The organism is Streptomyces sp. NPDC006925, assembly GCF_042869575.1.
GTDB lineage: Bacteria > Actinomycetota > Actinomycetes > Streptomycetales > Streptomycetaceae > Streptomyces.
The window spans coordinates 12,062-29,818 of the sequence record NZ_JBIAGB010000037.1; the positions used below are offsets into that span (position 1 = coordinate 12,062).

General features: G+C 69.2%; 16 protein-coding genes and 1 pseudogene. 5 read left to right on the top strand and 12 right to left on the bottom strand.

Annotated elements, in window-relative coordinates:
- The first annotated feature begins 227 nt into the window (after positions 1-227).
- The gene (locus ACFYNS_RS30395; protein ID WP_388606062.1) at positions 228-2,312 is read left to right on the top strand and encodes a M4 family metallopeptidase; all 2,085 of its coding nucleotides are present in this window, start codon (positions 228-230) and stop codon (positions 2,310-2,312) included.
- A gap of 262 nt (positions 2,313-2,574) precedes the next feature.
- Here the strand turns inward: ACFYNS_RS30395 and ACFYNS_RS30400 are convergent, their stop codons facing one another.
- A complete protein-coding gene (locus ACFYNS_RS30400; RefSeq protein WP_360295034.1) occupies positions 2,575-3,276 on the bottom strand; it encodes a TetR/AcrR family transcriptional regulator in 702 nt (233 codons plus the stop codon).
- Positions 3,277-3,398: 122 nt separating this feature from the next.
- On the opposite strand from ACFYNS_RS30400, the gene ACFYNS_RS30405 reads away from it, so the two are divergent.
- The 3 genes and pseudogenes from ACFYNS_RS30405 to ACFYNS_RS30415 all read left to right on the top strand — a co-directional run bounded on the left by ACFYNS_RS30405 (position 3,399) and on the right by ACFYNS_RS30415 (position 5,485).
- Positions 3,399-4,610, top strand: coding sequence for a saccharopine dehydrogenase family protein (locus ACFYNS_RS30405; protein ID WP_388606064.1), 1,212 nt, complete (start codon positions 3,399-3,401; stop codon positions 4,608-4,610).
- Positions 4,611-4,736: 126 nt separating this feature from the next.
- Positions 4,737-5,087 (top strand): annotated as a pseudogene (locus ACFYNS_RS30410) (APC family permease); the annotation flags it as partial.
- Positions 5,039-5,485, top strand: a complete 447-nt coding sequence (locus ACFYNS_RS30415; protein WP_388606104.1) for a universal stress protein — start codon at positions 5,039-5,041, stop codon at positions 5,483-5,485. The pseudogene ACFYNS_RS30410 and the gene ACFYNS_RS30415, both read left to right, overlap by 49 nt.
- Positions 5,486-5,554: 69 nt before the next feature.
- Here ACFYNS_RS30415 and ACFYNS_RS30420 read toward each other — a convergent pair whose 3' ends face one another.
- The 9 genes from ACFYNS_RS30420 to ACFYNS_RS30460 all read right to left on the bottom strand — a co-directional run bounded on the left by ACFYNS_RS30420 (position 5,555) and on the right by ACFYNS_RS30460 (position 14,846).
- Complete coding sequence (locus ACFYNS_RS30420; RefSeq protein ID WP_388606066.1) at positions 5,555-6,430, bottom strand: ABC transporter ATP-binding protein; 876 nt, start codon at positions 6,428-6,430, stop codon at positions 5,555-5,557.
- Entirely contained in the window at positions 6,427-8,517 is a 2,091-nt protein-coding gene (locus tag ACFYNS_RS30425; RefSeq protein WP_388606068.1) for a prolyl oligopeptidase family serine peptidase, read from the bottom strand. The genes ACFYNS_RS30420 and ACFYNS_RS30425 overlap by 4 nt, the downstream gene beginning before the upstream one ends.
- Positions 8,510-9,808, bottom strand: a complete 1,299-nt coding sequence (locus ACFYNS_RS30430; protein WP_360295046.1) for an MFS transporter — start codon at positions 9,806-9,808, stop codon at positions 8,510-8,512. Before ACFYNS_RS30430 ends, ACFYNS_RS30425 begins: the two co-directional genes overlap by 8 nt.
- The gene (locus ACFYNS_RS30435) at positions 9,805-11,709 is read right to left on the bottom strand and encodes an FtsX-like permease family protein (RefSeq protein ID WP_388606069.1); all 1,905 of its coding nucleotides are present in this window, start codon (positions 11,707-11,709) and stop codon (positions 9,805-9,807) included. Before ACFYNS_RS30435 ends, ACFYNS_RS30430 begins: the two co-directional genes overlap by 4 nt.
- Positions 11,710-11,871: 162 nt before the next feature.
- On the bottom strand, positions 11,872-11,961 hold the full coding sequence (locus tag ACFYNS_RS30440; RefSeq protein WP_360295051.1) for a class III lanthipeptide: 90 nt from the start codon (positions 11,959-11,961) through the stop codon (positions 11,872-11,874).
- A gap of 58 nt (positions 11,962-12,019) precedes the next feature.
- Positions 12,020-12,109 carry a class III lanthipeptide gene (locus ACFYNS_RS30445; RefSeq protein ID WP_360295054.1) on the bottom strand — a complete coding sequence of 30 codons (90 nt, stop codon included), beginning with the start codon at positions 12,107-12,109 and terminating at the stop codon, positions 12,020-12,022.
- A 64-nt stretch (positions 12,110-12,173) separates the two neighbouring features.
- Positions 12,174-12,263, bottom strand: a complete 90-nt coding sequence (locus ACFYNS_RS30450; protein WP_360295057.1) for a class III lanthipeptide — start codon at positions 12,261-12,263, stop codon at positions 12,174-12,176.
- A 61-nt stretch (positions 12,264-12,324) separates the two neighbouring features.
- Positions 12,325-14,343, bottom strand: a complete 2,019-nt coding sequence (lanKC, locus tag ACFYNS_RS30455) for a class III lanthionine synthetase LanKC (RefSeq protein WP_388606071.1) — start codon at positions 14,341-14,343, stop codon at positions 12,325-12,327.
- Positions 14,343-14,846, bottom strand: a complete 504-nt coding sequence (locus ACFYNS_RS30460; protein WP_388606073.1) for a hypothetical protein — start codon at positions 14,844-14,846, stop codon at positions 14,343-14,345. The genes lanKC and ACFYNS_RS30460 overlap by 1 nt, the downstream gene beginning before the upstream one ends.
- Before the next feature lie 253 nt (positions 14,847-15,099).
- Between ACFYNS_RS30460 and ACFYNS_RS30465 the strand changes: the two genes are divergently transcribed.
- A complete protein-coding gene (locus ACFYNS_RS30465; RefSeq protein WP_388606075.1) occupies positions 15,100-15,747 on the top strand; it encodes a response regulator in 648 nt (215 codons plus the stop codon).
- 181 nt (positions 15,748-15,928) lie between these two features.
- On the opposite strand, the gene ACFYNS_RS30470 is transcribed toward ACFYNS_RS30465, so the two are convergent.
- Together ACFYNS_RS30470 and ACFYNS_RS30475 are read right to left on the bottom strand one after the other, a co-directional pair.
- Positions 15,929-16,873, bottom strand: a complete 945-nt coding sequence (locus ACFYNS_RS30470; RefSeq protein WP_388606077.1) for an ArsR/SmtB family transcription factor — start codon at positions 16,871-16,873, stop codon at positions 15,929-15,931.
- 101 nt (positions 16,874-16,974) lie between these two features.
- Positions 16,975-17,751, bottom strand: coding sequence for a hypothetical protein (locus ACFYNS_RS30475; protein WP_360295069.1), 777 nt, complete (start codon positions 17,749-17,751; stop codon positions 16,975-16,977).
- Positions 17,752-17,757: the final 6 nt, after the last annotated feature.

Below are 17,757 nucleotides of genomic sequence, written 5' to 3' on the forward strand. Positions count from 1 at the left end.
CGGGCGGAGTGCGATCGAACGGATGAGTCATGATAACGATGTCAGGGAGAGATCCACCTGTCTTTCACCTCATGAACAGTATGGTTCGCGCCACACCGCGACGCTTCCGCGTGAACGGCCCCTCATCTGCACCGACTTCGGCTCCCGCGGGTTCAACCTGGTCCAGTTTTTAACAGAGTTCACCGGATATTGCCCTGCTGTACAGCTGCGGGCCAGTCTCCGACCCCATGAATCGACCCACACTCCGTGCGCCGTTGGCCTTGGCTTTGGGCGGTCTGCTCATCGCGGGCGCGCTCTCCCCTGCCACCGCGGCGGGCCGCGATCGCCCCACCCCTCCGAAGCCCAGCCGCACCGAAGCGCTCCGGGACGCCGAAGAACAGGCGGCCGAGCACCCCGCCGCCGTGCGCGCCGGTGACCACGACACCTTCAGATCCAGATCCGTCCTCCTCGACAAGGACGGCTCCCGCCATGTTCACCTCGACCGCTCCTACCGCGGGCTTCCCGTGATCGGCGGAGACGTCGTGGTCCACTCGGCGCCCGACGGTGGCCTGCGCGACACAGACCTGACGCTCAAGCACAAGCTCTCCCTGCCCACCAAGGCCCGGGTGACGGCCCGCCAGGCCGAGTCCAAGGCCGAGAGCCTGTTCAAGGGCACCCGCTCCGAAACCGAGTCGGCGCTCGTGATCGACGCCGTGTCCACTGCGACCCCGCGGCTCGCCTGGCAGGTCAAGGTCCACGGCACTGCCAAGGACCAGTCGCCCAGCCACCTCAACGTGCTGGTCGACGCCAAGAAGGGATCCGCCGGTCTGACCTGGGACGACTTCCACACCGCCAGCGGCTCCGGCCACGGCTACCAGACCGGCGACGTCTCCCTGAGCACCACCGCCGTGAGCGGCGGATACCAGCTGAAGGATCCGTCGCGTGGCAACGGCGAGACCCGCGACGCCATGAACCAGCGTGTCCCGGGAGACGGCGACATACCGGCCGGCTGGGGATCAGCCCTCACCGACAGCGACAACGTCTGGGGCAACGGCTCCCTCTCGGACCGTGCGACCGTCGCCGTGGATGCCCACTACGGCATCCAGGCCACCTGGGACTACTTCAAGAACGAGCACAACCGCAACGGCATCGCCGACGACGGCGTCGGCGCTCGTTCCTTCGTCCACTACGGCGAGAACTACGGCAACGCAGGCTGGGACACAGAAGGCTTCGCCATGTACTACGGTGACGGCGACGCCGGACAGAAGCCGTTCACCCAGATCGACATAGCCGGCCACGAGATGAGCCACGGCGTCACCCAGTCCACCGCGGACCTCATCTACGCAGGCGAGTCCGGCGGCCTGAACGAGGCCACCAGCGACATCTTCGGCACACTCGTCGAGTTCAACACCGACAACCCGGCGGACCGCCCGGACTACCTCATCGGCGAGAAGCTCTCCAGCGACGGCCAACCGCTGCGCTACATGGACAAGCCCAGCCAGGACGGCCGCGGCTCGCAGGACTGCTGGACGAGCAACACCAAGAACCTCAACCCGCACTATTCGTCGGGCGTCGGCAACCACTTCTTCTACCTGCTCGCGGTGGGTTCCGGCACGTCCGCGTGGGGCAACAGCCCGACGTGCAACAGCTCCACGATCAGCGGCATCGGCAACTCCGCGTCCGGCGCCATCTGGTACCGCGCACTCACCACGTACATGACGGCTGACACCACGTACTCGGAAGCGCGCAGCGCCACCATCAAGGCGGCCACGGACCTGTACGGCGCGTCCTCGGCCCAGTGCGCGACCGTCGAGAAGGCGTGGAGCGCGGTATCCGTCGCCCCCACCTCCACCACCTGCTCCACGACCCCGTCCAACGGCTCCAACCTGCTCTCCAACCCCGGCTTCGAATCCGGGAACACCGGGTGGGACGCGAGCAGCAACGTCATCACCGACGACAGTGACCGCTCGGCCCGTTCTGGCCGCTTCTACGCCTGGCTGAACGGCTACGGCTCCACTCACACCGACACCCTGTCCCAGACCGTGTCCGTCCCGTCGACGGCACAGGCGCCCAAACTCTCCTTCTACCTGTCGATCAGCACCGAGGAGAGCGGCTCGACGGCGTACGACACACTCAAGGTCCGGGCCACGGCGGGAAGCAGGACGTCGACACTGGCCGGCTATTCCAACACGAGCCCCAGTGGCTACACCCTGCGGACGCTGGACCTGAGCGCCTTCAAGGGCAAGACCGTCACGATAAAGTTCACCGGCACCGAGGACGGCTCCGCCGCCACCCACTTCCTGATCGACGACACCGCGGTCACCGCCGGCTGACTCCGGCGAAACGGCCGGGCCGGTCAGGCGACCGGCCCGGCCGGCCGGGAAGCACAGCTGCCTCGCGGCGGGGCGATCCTGTAGTGCCGGTCCGTGCTGGTCGTCGGGGCGCTCGGCAGCACTCATCGAGCTGGGCGAACACGCCTTCCCGCTGCCGGCGCGAGCAGGAGACGACGTTCGGCCTCCGGTCGAACGCCGGCCGCCCCAGCGGGCCCCGCGTCAAAGACACCGGAAGCGGCTGCCGGCCTGAGTCGCGGCCGGCTCAGATGGTTGCGAGTTTTGCTGCCGCGCTGTCCAGGAGCATGTCCAGGGCCGTCGGGTACGCGCTGTCGTTCATCCGGGCTACCAGCAGGGGGGCCGTGGCGGCGATGTGCGGGTGGGTCTGCGGGGACAGCCGGGCATAGGTAGCGCGCCAGACCTCCTCGTCGGCGGCGCGAGCCGCCTCCGGCAGGGCAAGGCTGGCGGCGTCGAGTGCGGCAAAGGCGAGGGTCTGGTCGATGAACGCGTGGTAGATGCGCACCGCATCGGGATCGGACAGGCCCGTGGAGCGCAGTATGCGCAGGAGCACCTCGTCGGCGGCGATCTCGTTGGTCCGGCCGCTGACCCGGCTGGCGGTGAGGACCGCCGCCTCCGGGTGCGCAAGGTATGCGCTGTAGATCCGCAGCCCGAGACTGCGCAGGTCGGCGCGCCAGTCGCCGGTGGCCTCCCAGCCCCGCATCGAGCGTCCGATCAGTTCGTCGGCGATGGCCAGTGTCAGGTCGTCGGTGCCGCGGAAGTAGCGGTACAGACTGCTCGGGTCGGCGCCGAGCGCTGTGCCCAGGCGCCGCACCGTCAGCCCTTCCCGGCCGTGCTCGTGCAGCATCCGCAGCGCGGTGTCCACGATCAGTTGCTGCGAGAGGACGACGCCCTGCTTGGTGGGTCTCCTGCGCCGCCGGGCCACCTCCGGCACCACGTCCTTCGCCATGCCGACTCCCTTCTCCACTCCGCTCCCCACCAGCTTATGCCAACACGATTGACGTCGTCACGGCGGGACCGTTTCATGGCGCGACCAGGGCTTCGGCCTCCCCGACGAAAGGCACTGTTGCCATGCGAGTACTGCTTGTGGGCGCGGGCGGCGTGGGCACCGCGATCACCCGGATCGCCGCCCGCCGCTCCTTCTTCGACCACATCGTCGTCGCCGACTACGACCTCGCCCGTGCCGAGGCCGCGGTGACCGCCCTCGGCGAGAGCGAAACCCGGTTCAGCGCGGCCCGCATCGACGCGTCCGACCAGGCAGCCGTCACCGGCCTGCTCACCGAAGAGCGGTGCGACGTGCTGCTCAACGCCACCGATCCGCGGTTCGTGACACCGCTCTTCGAGGCCGCGTTCGCGGCCGGGGTGCACTACCTCGACATGGCGATGTCGCTCTCCTCCCCCCACGTGTCACGGCCCTACGAGGAGTGTGGCGTCAAGCTCGGCGACGCGCAGTTCGAGCGGGCCGACCAGTGGGAGAAGGCAGGGAAGCTCGCGCTCGTCGGCATCGGAGTGGAGCCAGGTCTCTCGGATGTCTTCGCCCGCTACGCCGCAGACGAGCTGTTCGACGAGATAGCGGAGATCGGAGTCCGTGACGGCGCGAACCTGACCGTCGACGGCTACGACTTCGCACCGTCCTTCTCCATCTGGACCACGATTGAAGAGTGCCTCAACCCGCCGGTGATCTGGGAGAAGGACCGAGGCTGGTTCACCACCGAGCCCTTCAGCGAACCCGAGGTCTTCGACTTCCCCGAGGGCATCGGCCCGGTCGAGTGCGTCAACGTCGAGCACGAAGAGGTACTGCTGATCCCGCGCTGGGTGGACGCCGAGCGCGTCACCTTCAAGTACGGCCTGGGCGACGATTTCATCGACACCCTCAAGACGCTGAACAAGCTGGGACTGGACCGCACCGAGAAGGTGACCCTGCCCGGCGGCGCCCAGGTCTCCCCGCGCGACGTGGTCGCCGCCTGCCTGCCCGACCCGGCGACACTGGGCGATCGTATGCACGGCAAGACCTGCGCCGGTACCTGGGCGAAAGGCACCAAGGACGGCCGCCCACGTGAGGTGTACCTGTACCACGTGGTCGACAACCAGTGGTCGATGCGCGAATACGGCTCGCAGGCCGTGGTCTGGCAGACCGCCATCAACCCCGTCATCGCCCTCGAACTCCTGTCGCACAGCACCTGGGCCGGCTCGGGCATCCTCGGCCCCGAGGCGTTCGCGCCCCGCCCCTTCCTGGACCTGCTGACCGAGTACGGCTCCCCGTGGGGCCTGCGCGAACAGTAGCGCCGACGCCGCAACGCACCCCGGCCCCGACGGAGCCGGGGCCGGCCCGCCCGTTCCACGCGTCTCGTGCTCTCACCCGCAGACGCGGGTCACGAGAAGACGCCGACACCTCCGAAGCGAGAGAAGATGAAAGACAGCATCACGGGCGCGGGCCCGCCCCGCAGTCTGAAAGCCGATGCGATCGGCTTCACCGACGCACTCGTCATCGGACTGAACTCCACATCCCCCGCCTACTCACTGGCGGCGGTGATCGGACCGGTCGTGGCCCTCGTGGGCGTCTACGCCCCCGGCGTCATACTCGCCTCCTTCGTACCCATGCTGCTGATCGCATCGGCGTTCTTCTACCTCAACAAGGTCGACCAGGACTGCGGCACCACGTTCTCCTGGGTCACCCGGGCGATGGGACCGTGGGCCGGCTGGCTCGGCGGCTGGGCCGTCGCCATGACCGGCGTCCTCGTCGTCGGTTCCCTGGCCGACGCGACGAATCCACCGGCGCGGCCCGAGCACTTCGGGTCGCCCTCGAGATGGCGCTCGCGTTCGGCGAGCCGCTGGTGCTCGTCCACGGTGCCGCAGCCCCCGGCGGCGTGGGCGAGGAGTACCGGAGCCATCAGGAAGCCATCCGTCAAGCCGGCCGCGCAGCGCTCCACCCAGCCGTCGAGGCCGCCGACGAGATGGGGGTGCCTACCACCGTGGAAGTCGTCGACGACAAACCGGCGCCGGCCCTGCTCGAGGCCGCGAATCGCCACCACGCCCGCGTGATCGTGGTCGGCAGCTGGGCCGAGAGCCCCATGCGCGGCGCACTGCTGGGCTCGACACCCCACAAGCTGCTGCACCTGTCGACGATTCCCGTTCTCTGCGTCCCGACCGACGGCTGACCTCCGGGCCGGCCCCCGGAACGGAGGCCTCGGCTCGTGACCAGGGCACGCCCGAAGGCGACCGCCCCATCACCACGCCACGCCGGCCTCTCCAGCCTCCTCCTCACCGACCCCGCCCACCTCACCCGCGCCCTCCGCCGAGGACTCGTCCCCCAGCGCACGAGCACCGCCTGGACGGTCGAATCGCTTCATACGCTCCAGCACCTGGTCCACGTCCGGCTGCCGGATCTCGTCGACGATCCGGCCGTCGGCCAGGAAGACCACACGGTCCGCGTATGCCGCGGCGGCCGGGTCGTGCGTGACCATGACGATCGTCTGACCCAACTGCCGGACCAACTGGGTGAGCAGGGAGAGCACTTCGGCGCCGGATCGGGAGTCCAGATTTCCCGTCGGCTCGTCCGCGAAAATGATCTCGGGACGGCCCGCCAGAGCACGTGCGCAGGCCACTCGCTGCTGTTGTCCGCCCGAGAGCTGGCCCGGGCGGTGGGTGAGACGGTCCCTGAGACTCAGGGCGGTGATCACTTGTTCCAGCCACTGCGGCTCCGGACGCCGGCCGGCGATACCCAGGGGCAGGGTGATGTTCTCGGCCACCGTCAGTGCGGGCAGCAGGTGGAACGCCTGGAAGACGAAGCCGATCCGTTCGCGGCGTAACCGGGTCAACTCCCGGTCAGAGAGCCGGGTGAGTTCCAGGTCACCGATCCGTGCCGACCCGGACGTGGGCGAATCGAGCCCGGCGAGGCACTGCATCAGGGTGGACTTGCCCGATCCGGAGGGCCCCATGATCGCGGTGAACCGGCCTCGGTGGAAGGAGACGGTGACACGGTCGAGCGCGGTGACGCTCCGCGCACCGTGGTCATGCACCTTGCTGAGGTCGACGGCGGAGGCGGCCGCCGGGAGGCCGTGCGGCTGGTCTGCCGTGCCGCGGGGGGAGGGAGCCGAGGTCATGAGATGCTCCTCGTGGATGGCGCGGGTACGAGCGATGGCCCGACCGGTGGTGTTCCCAAGCCGGTCCGGGTGGCGAGCAGTGCGAGGACGCGGGCGCTCAGGGACCGGGCGTCGCCGCCTGCTCGTCCGTAGTGCCCGGTGTTCTCCTGGTGATCGAGGAGTATGGGCGACTCGCCGCCGGTGGCTTCTTGCAGCGCCGCGCAGAGTTTCCAGGCGTGCCACGGTCGTACACGGGCGTCGTTGCCGCCGGTGATGAAGACGGCAGCCGGATACCCGTCACCGGCGCGTACATGGTGGTAGGGGGAGTACTTCAGGAGTGCTCTCAGCCCCTCGGGGTCGGTGGGATCCCCATACTCCTCGCGCCACAACTCTCCGAGACCGCCGCCCTCGTGGTAGCGCGCCATGTCGGTGAGCGGGGCAGCACAGGCCACGGCCGAGAAGAGGTGAGGCGCCCGCACCAGGGCCGCGGACAGCACCAGACCGCCGTTGCTGGCGGCAAGCGCGGCAAGCCGCCCGTGTCCTGTCCCTCCCTCGGCATGGAGAGTCCGGGCTGCCGCGCACAGGTCATCGACGGTGTCGGACTTCCCCGGACCACGTCCTGCCGCCACCCAGTCGGGCCCGAACTCGCCGCCGCCTCGGGCATGGACCCAGGCGATGCGCCCCCCGGCGGAGAGCCACGCGGCGAAGATCGGGTCCCAGGAGGGTTCGAGAGGGACGCCGAAGCCGCCGTAGACCGTGACCAGGGTGGGTGCCGGTTCATTCCGCGTCCGGGAGGGAGGGTCGCAGATCGTGATGGGGAGGGTGGTTCCGTCGCGGCTGGTGGCCGTCAGTGTGCGGAGAGCGGAGCGGCGGGATGCCGGCTCGACGGGACTGCCAGGGGTGACACGATGGCTCACCGCGCCGTGTAGAGGGTCGTCGGCGAGGAACCAGAGTGAGTCACCGGGTCTTCCGTCCCGGTCGTGCGACGTCGGGCCGAGGCGCAGGCGGGCGTGCCAGGTGAAGCTGTGGACCGGTGCCTCGTCGGCGTCCCCGCCGGTGGGGACGCCGGCCGCCCCGATCACGCGTCGGATCTCGAGGCGGCGTACGGTGCCGGACCTCCTCAGCACGGAGAGGTGGGGATCCGTGCGGGAGCCCAGCATGCGCAACGCCTGGATCTCCCCCGCTGACGCGGTATGGGACTGAGCAGCGGACGCGAGGGGGAGGGGCTTCGCCGCGTCTCCTCGGGCGACGCGGGAGAGGTGCAGTACGTACACGTCCCGGGGTCCTGCGACGTACAGCTCATCGGCTCCCAGCGCGCAGGCAGTGATGCGCCGGCCCTCGAAGGGCAGCGGCTGCCAGTCGGGCGTTCCCCCGCCGGTCCACCGCGTGCACCACCAGTGCGCCGAAGACGTACCCAAGGCCCGGGTCCGGAGCAGCAGGAGCCCGTCTGCGCCCGTGTGCAGGGAGATCCGTACGGGGCCTGCGACGGGGAGTTCGACAGTTCGAGTGCTGCCGCAGCCGAGGTGGTGGGCGCGCAGGGTGTGTTCGGTCCGCGTGCCCGAGCTGTACAGCAGCAGACCGCCGAGGAATGCGACAGCCGGGTGCGGCGATGCGTCGGAAAGCTCTCCCGGTTCCGCTCCCCCACCGACCGGTATGAGGTGCAGGCCGCCGTTCTCGTATCCGTCGTGGTGCAGCTGCGCGGCGACCACGCACCCCCTCGGGTCCGGCTGCCAGCCGGCCAGACGGCTGACCGACGGGTGCCCGCTCGTGGTCAGCAGGACGCTCCCGGGGCTGTCGGCTGCGGACGATGACAGCACCTCTGCACCCTCTGCGGTGAGTTCGTGCCGGAACAACAGACCTCCCGCTTCCACCGGCGGAGTGAGGGCGCGGCCCGCCGCAGCCGTCTCGATCTCGGCGAGGACGTGTCGCCAGGCCGCTTCCGGTTCCTGCTCCCGGCGGGCATGGCAGTCCAGCAGGGTCCGCTGGGACGCCAACCACGCCTGTGTCCGTGGAGAGCCACGGTCCTCCAGCCAACGGAACGGATCGCGCGGTTCCTTGACGTCTTCCCCCGGCACGGCGTGGTCGCCCTTCGGCCTGCTGTCAGCCACGTTTCGCCTCCATGGACTCCCCCTCGAACCCCTCGGACACCTTGCATCCCCCGGACGCTTCGTACTCGCCGCTCGTCACCCCGTGCCGAGCCGCGACCAGACCGCCGCTGACGGCGAGAAGCAGCACGACCACGGCGGCGCCCGCGACCGTGGGCGCCAGACCGAACGCATGCGAACCGGCACCGGCCAGCGCCGGTCCGAACGGGGCGATCGACTGGGAGAGGAATCCGCTGCCGCTGTGCACACGCCCCTGGAGACGTGACGGAGTGAGGCGCATCTGCGTCGAGGTGATGATCACCGTGATCACGGGGCCCGCCGCCGTCGCGACGGCGAGAAGCAGCGCCGCGCCCAAGGTGCTGTGGACCAGCGCGAACCCGAGCAGTGCGGCGGCGACGACCCCGGTCGAGCAGGCGATACCGGGACCTGCGGGGAGACGCCGCGCCACCGGGGCGGCGGCGAAGGAGCCTGCAAGAGCCCCGGTACCGAGAGCCGCGGTCTGTACGCCGATGTCGAGGCTGCCCGCTCCGGCGCCTTCGGCGGAGGCGATGATGACGATCAGCAGCCCGTTGAACACCAGGTTGAGCACGGTCGCGTTGAGCGCGCCGTAGCACAGGAACGGGGAACGCAACAGGAAGCGCAGCCCTTCGACAACGGCCTGCAGCGGAGGTTGCTCATCGCTCCTGGGCCCCGCCCCCGCCGGGAGCAGGGCGGCGAAACCGGCCGCCACCAGGTAGGTGGCGGCATCGGCGGCGAACACCCAGGCCGCCTCGGCCTTGAGCAGCGCTCCGGCGGCCAGCGGGCCGACGATCATGGCCACGGCAGCCCGGCTCTGGATCAGGGCAAGAGCCCTGGGCAGCAGGGCGGCGTCGACGAAATTCCGTACAGCGACGTTCTCGGCAGGGGCGAGTGTGCTTCCTACCGCACCCAGCAGGAACGCGCCCCCGAGGAGGAGCTCCCACCGTGCTTCGCCGACGGCTTCCAGAGCGGCGAGCGCTCCCAGCACGAGAGCACCGGCACTGTTGCACACGAGGAGCAGAGTCCGGCGCTCGTACCGGTCGGCGAGCACACCGGCGGGCAGCCGGGCCAGAACGATCCCGAGCGACAGCGCGGTACTGATCAATCCGGCGAGTCGGACGTCTCCGCTGTTGTCCAAGGAGACGACGGGCAGCGCGATGACCGAGGCGGCCGTGCCCACGGCGGAGGCCGACTCTCCGAGGTACAGGCGCCAGAACAGCCTGCCGAGGCCCTTTCGCGTAGGACTGCCCCCTGTCCCCTCGTATCGCTCCTTCATGCCGATCTCCTCGCGAACTGTCTCTGGAGACCGGACAGCGGGTGAGCGGTGACGGCTGACGGAACGGCGACCGAGAGAGCCGCGGCGACCAGCACTCCGACGCTCCACGGCCCGTCGAAGCCCGGCATCGGGCCGGCCTTGAGAGCCAGGGACAGCGGAACCAGGCAGGTCACGGCCGTGACAGCGGCCAGAGCCACGCCGACCGCAGTGGCACCGGCCGCTTCGTACAGGACGCAGCGCAGCAGCTGGAATCTGCCCAGCCCCATCGCCCGCAGGGAGGAGCGCTGTGCGCGGCGGTCGCGTTGGGCGAGCGAGCAGGTGTTGGCAGCGGCCAGCAGCGCATAGCCCGCGACGACAGCCACGATCAGGCGGGTGGCCAGGTCGTCGGCGGGGTCGCGGGGGGCGAGGTCGGCCAGATAACCGGCCCGGGAGTCGACCTTCTGGCCCGGCTCCTTCGGCCAGGACCGGATCTGGCCCGTGAGCAGGATGCGGTCGGCGTACGGCGACGGGGTGCGGTCGAGCGCGGTGGACCGCGGGATCACGAACTCGGGGAAGGCGAGGTCGCGTTCGAAGACGGCAACCAGGATCAGCGTCCGGCGCGAGCCGTCGGCCATGGTCAGCCGCACCTTCTGGCCGACGCTCCAGTGATGCCCGTCGGCCTGCATGGCCCCGGCCGCGAAGGCACCGTCGCGAAGGTCCGCCAACCGCCCCTCGCGCACATCCAGGTCCACGACGTCGGCCAGCGCCGGTCCGTCCACGCCCCAGGCGCTGGTGGCCGCCGGCTCGTCGTCGAAAGAGGTGGGAGGCGCGGTGACCTCCGATGCCACCAAGGGAGTGGCCGTCCCTCCGGGGAACGTCCGAGCTGTGACGGGGAGGCGGCTGCCCGGCTCGGCGGTGACCACTCCGTCGGCACGCAGACCCTCCCCGGTCTGCCGCTCGACCGCCCGTCCGATGGTGGCGCCCGCGCCGAGCAAGGACACGGCGACGCCGACCGCCAGCAGCACCGGCACCGCCATGGCCGTCGTCCGCGCGGGGTCGGCCCGCAGCCCGGCGGCGGCGATACGGCCCACGCGGCGGTCCAGGACCCGCATGGCCCAGCAGGTCGGGACGACCAGTGCGGGCACGATCCACGGCGCGAGCACCGCGAGGGTGGGGATCACCACCAGTGCCAGGCCCGGCGCCATGGCCCCCCTGACCGTCGCGGGGATGTCCAGGAACGCCATGGCGAACAGCAGAGGGACGCACAGCGCCAGGGCCATGGCGACACCCGTGATCAGCCGGATCCGGCTCCGGGACGACGCCACGGACAGCTCCGCGTCCTTGAGCAGGGCCCCGGGGCTGACCCGCCCCGCGGCCAGCACGGCAGCCATGGCCGCCAGCAGCGCCACTGCCGCCGTGGTGAGACAGACGGCGACGGCCGTCCACCACGTCTGCCCTCCCGACGGAAGCGGCGCGGCTTCGGGAAAGAGCCCGCGTCCCGCGAGCAGATCCTTCCCGAGGTGGGCCAGCGGCACCATGCCGGCGGCAGCACCCGCGGCGGCTGCGAGGAGGGCGAGACTCGCCACATCGACCGCAACCATGCGGCGCAGTCCGCCCGCGGTGACACCCAGGGCGCGCAACACGGCGAACTGGGCCAGGCGTTGCCCCGTCCACAGCGAGACGGTCGAGCCGATCACGACGACCGCACACATCAGCAGCATGGACAGCAGAAGAGACAGCAGGTTCCTTGCGCCCAGGGCGGCGTCGGCCGCCACGGAGTTCTCCGGGAAGTCCGGCAGGCCGGCGCCGATGAACAGCAGCGCGCACGCGCCCACCGCCGCAGCCGTTATCGCGCACGCCAGCGCCGCACCGGCGACTCTGCCGGGGTACGCCCGCACTTCGGAGACGAACAGGTGACGCATGCTCGTCGTACCGGCAAGGGGGCCAGGGATGCGAGACGCCGCAGACACGGTTCGCTGTCCTCCGCGGGGGGCATAAGCTGGGACAAGCCCGGGGAGGCCACCCTCATCGTGGCCTCCCCGAACTCGCTTCTCGGAACGAGTGGATCTGATCGCCGCCATGTGTCAGTGACACACGACGATGCTGACGGAGCTCACGGGAGCGTCGACGACGATCTCCTCGTCCAGCTCCTGCAGAGCCAGCACATACAACATGCGAAACACCTCCTCGTTCCCTCGAAGCAAGCGATCACTCGTGTGCGAAGCCGGTGCCTCAGTGGCAGGCGACGACGCTGATGGAGCTCACGGGAGCGTCGACGACGATCTCCTCGTCCAGCTCCTGCAGGGCCAGGACGTTCAGCATGCGAAACACCTCCTTCCGCACCTCATCGGGCTCTTCGACATCCGACCGCGCTCGCGCGCCTGCCTCAGTGGCAGCCGCCGAGGCTGATGGTGCTGATCGGGGCGTCGACGACGGTCTCCTCGTCGAGCTCCTGCAGAGCGAGAACGTTCAGCATGCGAAACACCTCCTTTCTCCATTCGTCGGGCCAGGCACCGGCGCAGTCGGCCGGCCGGTGCTCACTCGTGGGCCGTGTGAGCACCGGGTAGCAGACAGCTGCCGGGGGTCTGTGCGGCTTTCAGCGCGATGAGCGCGCCGGCGGAGCCGGTCGCCAGGTCCGTCGAAAGACGGACCAGTTGATCTCCGTGCAGCACCTGGCCGTCCTCGAACGGCGCAACGTGCAGAGCCAAGGATCTGAGATGGGCGTGCAGCTCCGCTCGCCAGTCAGGTAGGCGCACGAGGGCATGGGAGAGCAGGTATGCGAGCCCGGACCGGCCATTGAACAGCCCTCCCTGTACGACGACCTGTACGGCTCCCGCGCGCAGCGCACCGAGCACGACACCGTGGGCGTCGAGGTCGGCGGCCTGGGCCTCGGGCAGTGCCAGTGCTGCCAATGCGACTCCTCCCGATCCCTCGGCGAGGTAGGGCAGCAGCCGGCTGGAGCTGTGCATCTGGAGCATGCCGTCGAGGTCGCGTGCGTGCCGCAGGTCGAAGCGCACTGCCTCCGCGGCGGCTTGAGCCCACTCCAGGGCCCCGGTCGTCCTGGCGCAGCGTGCGAAGAGGATCGCGGGTCCCGACCAGCCGTACATCAATCCGGGTCGGTCCAGGATCCGTTGTTCCCCTGCGCGCTCGTGGACACGCGTCGCCAGGTGGATCGCCTCATCCTTGAGCCCGACTTCCAGGAAGAGATGGGCCAGCCCGGTGAGTCCGCTGAACAGGCCGGGTGAGGACGGCTGCGGGCCTGTCAGCAGCCGGTCGACGAGGTTCGCCGCCTCGGCGTGCCCGACAGCGTGCAGCAGCCACGCCGCTCCCGCGAGTCCGTCGTAGAGACCGGTCGGGGCATCGAGGGGCGCTTGTCGCACCGTTCGCACGAGCCATGCCACATGCTCGTCCGACAGGACGCACCCCGCAGCCTGCTGCGCCAGCAGCACTCCGGGTGCGCCGTACGCGAGACCCGCTGAAGCGCCTGGCCGGTGGCCGGCGACATCTCCGGGGAACAGTCGGTCCGTACGGCCTGGGTCTGCAGCGCGGGCGATGCCGCGCAGCAGCCCGTCCACTGACGGTGCGGGCAGGCGGGCCGGAGGTTTGGGGGTGTTCTCCTCCGGAAGATGGGGCCGCAGGGCGGGAGAGAGCGCGAGTCGTCCGGTCATGCGCCGGACGAACTCCGGTGGGAGGGTCGGGAAGGACGTGGTGGCCAGTTCCAGCAGTGAGGCCACCGCGGCCGGGTTGCGCAGCGTCAGTACTGTGAGTGGTGCGAGCGCGGCGAGTTGGCAGCATCCCAGGGCGAACAGATCCGCTTCACGTGTGTCGCTGATCGTCGGATCCGTGAAGCCGGGCGCTCCCAGCGCGAGTGTCCGCGTGGAATCCAGGGGGGTGGCGAGTTCGAAGTCGACGAGGGCGACACTGTCGTCGGGACGGACCAGGATGTTGCGGTGGTGCAGATCACCGAATGCCACCCCTGCACCGTGCAGTGCTGCCACACATTCCTCGACCTGTTCCATTATCCGGACGGCCAGAGCGGCGAACTCGGCTCGGACGGCCTCCGTGGGCCGGTAGCGCGTGAGTGGATACTCGCGCCCGAGCCAGGCGTTGACGGTCTCCCCCTCGACGTACTCCATCGCCAGGTACTGATGCTCCCAGACGGCGAAGGAGCCGAACAGGCGTGGCACGAAGGGCAGATGCGCCAGCTTTTCGAGGACCGCCTGCTCAGTGCGCAGCCGATCCACCGCGTCGGCGCCGGTTGCGTCGAGCCCCGCATACGGCCGGGCTTCCTTGAGGACTGTCGCCCGGCCCTGCGCATCCTCGGTCAGATAGACGCCCCCGCCGTTGGAGAAGTGCAACGCTTTGCGCACCTGGTAGCCGCCCAGAGTGCCGTCCCCGTCGGCCGGGGCCCCGGTCGACATCTGCTGGGCGAGGAATTGCGGTGTGCACACCCATTCGGGCACGGTGAACACCGGCCTGCGCTGATCAGGTAGCAGCCGGCCGCCAGGGCCGCGGAGTGCGGGCACCCGGGTGCCGTCCGGCAACTCGCACCACATCAGCTTGAAGGCTCCGTATCGTACGGAGACCGGGCCTCGTTCCAGCGGTGGTCGGACAGAACATACGGTCCGGGGCACCCGTGCAGTATTCCGTCGAGTTCCGTGAGAGCGGCGCGCAGTTCGCTCTCCGTACGCGGGTACACGGTCACGGTCTTACCGCTCGTGGCCCGGCCCGCATACTTGGTGTTCATCGCGGTGACGATGTGCCGGCTCCGCAGGAACTTCCAGGGCAGAGCAAGTCGCCTGCATACCTTCCAGGCTGCCTCGACGGTCTCCTCGGCGCTGTCCGGAGTAGCGCTGATGTGAATCTTCCATCCCTGCTCCGGCATGTCCGGCGCGTCACCCGGCATCAGGAATTCCCACACGCCCTGGTGTTCGCGGCGCCACCCCTGCGGTATTCCCCGTAAGCTCAGCGAGAAGCGGGACGAGGAATCTTCACAGCGATCCAACGGCTCATACCAAGTGGAATCGGCGATGGTATACGCCTCATATACGGGATCCATGCACCCTCCCACTCCTCGACCTGTCCGCTCACAGATTCCGATCCTTTACCCCCCGGGCGGCAGCTGGCAACCGCTGAAAGGCAGGGCTTAATCGGAGGACTCGAATCCGCTTGGCTCCTGAATTCCGCATGCCAGGCTCACCGCAGCCCCTCAGGCGGGTACGCAAGTTTTTTCACGCTGTCCAAAACCAATGCATGAATGACCGAAATCACCCGGCCGCGCCACCCCCTTCGCCCATGGCACCATGAACGGTATGACGACGCGCATTGTTCTTGCCGACGATCAAGCCAGCATACGTATGGGATTCCGGCGGATTCTCGAAGCCGAGGCGGACCTGCAGGTCGTCGGGGAAGCAGACAACGGAGTCGCGACACTGGTGGCAATCCGCTCTCTGGAGCCCGACGTACTGCTGGCGGATATCCGCATGCCGGAGATGGACGGACTGGAGCTGACGCGGGAGATCACCCGCTCCATGCCGGCTGTGCGCGTCGTCGTCGTCACCACGTTCGACCTCGACGAGTACGTGCACACAGCACTGCGCGAGGGCGCCTGCGGATTCCTCCTCAAGCGCTCCCGCTCCGCCGTACTGGTCGAGGCCGTGCGCGCGGCCGCCGCCGGAGACTCCATGATCAGTCCTGAGGTCACCACCCGGCTGCTCGACCGCTTCCGACACCAGCGCCGGGCGGTCCGCCGACCCGACGAGCCGCTGACATCACGTGAAGAGGAAGTGGCCCGACTCGTCGCGGAGGGCCTGACCAACTCGGACATCGGTGCCGAACTGTTCATCTCTGCGGGAACAGTCAAAACTCATCTGGCCCGGCTGCAGAAGAAGTTGGGCGTTCGCAACCGCGTGGGCATCGCCGCATGGGTCTGGGAGTCCGGTCTGATGGCTCAGACGTAGGTTCCACTTCCGCACCGGGACACCGGTCCGGCTCCGGCGTCGCCAAGAGCCCGCCGAACGGCGTCACGGCCGACATGGTCTGCCGAACGGCCGATACCGCGGGGGCCTCGCCCGACCACACCATGGACATCATGCCGAGGGCAGCAGGGAGCCATGTCATGAGTCGAGCAGCCGACATCCGTCACGCGGTTGCCGGCTGCTTCACGATGGCGCGCGGGGCCGACAGCATCTGCCGCAACTGGGCGTCGTCACCCCGCATCAGCAGACGTCCCAGCTGGGTCACGGAGTGGACCGCATGGCTGCCCCTCCGACGCGTCGAGATCAGTCCGGCCGCTCGCAGGACCGCCGTGTGCTGGCTCACCGCCGCAGTGGTCACTCCGAGCCGTTCGGCGAGTTCGGCGTTGCCGCAGCTCTCCCGCACCGCACGCAACGCGGCCGCCCGGGTTCTGCCCACCAGGGCGGCCAGGCTGTCGATCTCCTCACGCCGATCGCCTCGCACCGCATCGCCGTCCGCCAGCAGGCCGGGAAGGTCCTCCGAACGCGGCCGATCGGGAAACACCAACAGGGGCGCGCTCTGCAAGTCGCCCCGGTCGTTCCGTACCACCTGGGCAGGCCGGTGCAAGAACAGCGAAGGCATCAGCACGAGGCCACGCCCGGTCGGCCTCAGCCTGCCCGAGCCCATACCGTCGACCTCCAGCACCGGCGGCCTCCAACGGATGCCGGGCCCGAGGCGACCGAGCAGGACTCCCACCCCGTGGCGGCCCATGGTGTCCCGCAGGGACTCCTGCGCGTTCTCCAGGTGGACGCGGATCGGCTCCCAGTGGGGCGCCACGGCGAGCCTGCTGAAATCCTGGGCCGCAGACAGCGCCTGTGGATGCTGCGCCCGGGTACTGGGGTCCAACAACGCCGAACAGCTATCCGTACGACCTGACAGTCGAACGATGCGCTCTGCTCTCGCAGTCGGATTCATGAGGTGTCTGCGCACCCGCCTACGCCACTCGTGGAACCCTTCTTCACCAGTCTCCTTGAGCGCTTCGAGAGCGAAGACGGTTTCGAGGAGGGGGACGGCTCCATCGCTGATTCTGATACCCGCCAGGTCGTCAGCGGACAGGACGATGCGGTACATGAAGATGCGACTCCCATTCCAGTGAGTATCGGCCCTTACGACGGCTGTTCTCGGCTGACACCTCGGTCGTCCGGTACGTTTTCCCGGTCGCCATCGGCTCTTCAATCTTCCGCTTTCCGGATCTCGACGACTCCTTTTTCGGTGCGGGCGGCTATGCTCCGTTTCGCCGACGGAACGCCCCTGATGCCGATGTGTACGTCCGCCGCATCTCCAGCCCTGCCGTCGATGCGGTATGCGGCGGACACGCTCGGCACTCTCACGTCGATATCCCCGGCATCCGAAATCGCCATCACCCGCATCGGCGGCCGCACAAACGTGAGCGAGACCGGCGCGCGAAGAGAACGAGCTTCGACATCCGTCGACCTGGCCTCCACCAGCTGGATTCGTCCGCTGTCCGATCGCAGCCGAAGCGTCCCGGACGTCCGCTCCATCCTCACGTCGCCCGTCCGGGTTGCGATGTGCAGCGCGCAACGCAGGCCGGCGACCGTGACGTCACCCCTCGACGTCACGGACACATCGACACCGCGGGGAACCTTCACCACGTACTCGCCATAGCAGTTGATGGCGATGTCCGGACACTCGGCGGAGAGGCGGAGCGCATCCCCGTCGAGCGCCCAGTCCGCGTTGCCCTGTTTGGCGGCTGCCCCGGCGAGTTCCCTGATGACGACGAGCCCGTCTCCGCGACCGCGCTCCAGGCGTACTTCTCCGTCTCCGCCCACGGCGACGGAGAGCCGCGACCCGGTGAAGTCGAACCGCCGTTGATCACCACGAGGGGAAGCATCGAGATCGTCCATCGCACCCGTGCCCAGGTAGGCCAGTACGGCGCAGCACATCACCGCCGACGCCAAAACGATGCGTCCCCCCGTCCGTTCAGACATGCGGAT

Bases quoted from the DNA above. Each gene is read 5' to 3' on its own strand.
- ACFYNS_RS30445 (WP_360295054.1), bottom strand. From the start codon at position 12,109: ATGCTGAACGTCCTGGCCCTGCAGGAGCTGGACGAGGAGATCGTCGTC.
- ACFYNS_RS30460 (WP_388606073.1), bottom strand. From the start codon at position 14,846: ATGGATCCCGTATATGAGGCGTATACCATCGCCGATTCCACTTGGTAT.
- ACFYNS_RS30405 (WP_388606064.1), top strand. From the start codon at position 3,399: ATGCGAGTACTGCTTGTGGGCGCGGGCGGCGTGGGCACCGCGATCACC.
- ACFYNS_RS30420 (WP_388606066.1), bottom strand. From the start codon at position 6,430: ATGACCTCGGCTCCCTCCCCCCGCGGCACGGCAGACCAGCCGCACGGC.
- ACFYNS_RS30450 (WP_360295057.1), bottom strand. From the start codon at position 12,263: ATGCTGAACGTTCTCGCTCTGCAGGAGCTCGACGAGGAGACCGTCGTC.
- ACFYNS_RS30475 (WP_360295069.1), bottom strand. From the start codon at position 17,751: ATGTCTGAACGGACGGGGGGACGCATCGTTTTGGCGTCGGCGGTGATG.
- ACFYNS_RS30435 (WP_388606069.1), bottom strand. From the start codon at position 11,709: ATGCGTCACCTGTTCGTCTCCGAAGTGCGGGCGTACCCCGGCAGAGTC.
- ACFYNS_RS30395 (WP_388606062.1), top strand. From the start codon at position 228: ATGAATCGACCCACACTCCGTGCGCCGTTGGCCTTGGCTTTGGGCGGT.
- ACFYNS_RS30400 (WP_360295034.1), bottom strand. From the start codon at position 3,276: ATGGCGAAGGACGTGGTGCCGGAGGTGGCCCGGCGGCGCAGGAGACCC.
- ACFYNS_RS30440 (WP_360295051.1), bottom strand. From the start codon at position 11,961: ATGTTGTATGTGCTGGCTCTGCAGGAGCTGGACGAGGAGATCGTCGTC.
- ACFYNS_RS30470 (WP_388606077.1), bottom strand. From the start codon at position 16,873: ATGTACCGCATCGTCCTGTCCGCTGACGACCTGGCGGGTATCAGAATC.
- ACFYNS_RS30465 (WP_388606075.1), top strand. From the start codon at position 15,100: ATGACGACGCGCATTGTTCTTGCCGACGATCAAGCCAGCATACGTATG.
- ACFYNS_RS30430 (WP_360295046.1), bottom strand. From the start codon at position 9,808: ATGAAGGAGCGATACGAGGGGACAGGGGGCAGTCCTACGCGAAAGGGC.
- lanKC (WP_388606071.1), bottom strand. From the start codon at position 14,343: ATGTGGTGCGAGTTGCCGGACGGCACCCGGGTGCCCGCACTCCGCGGC.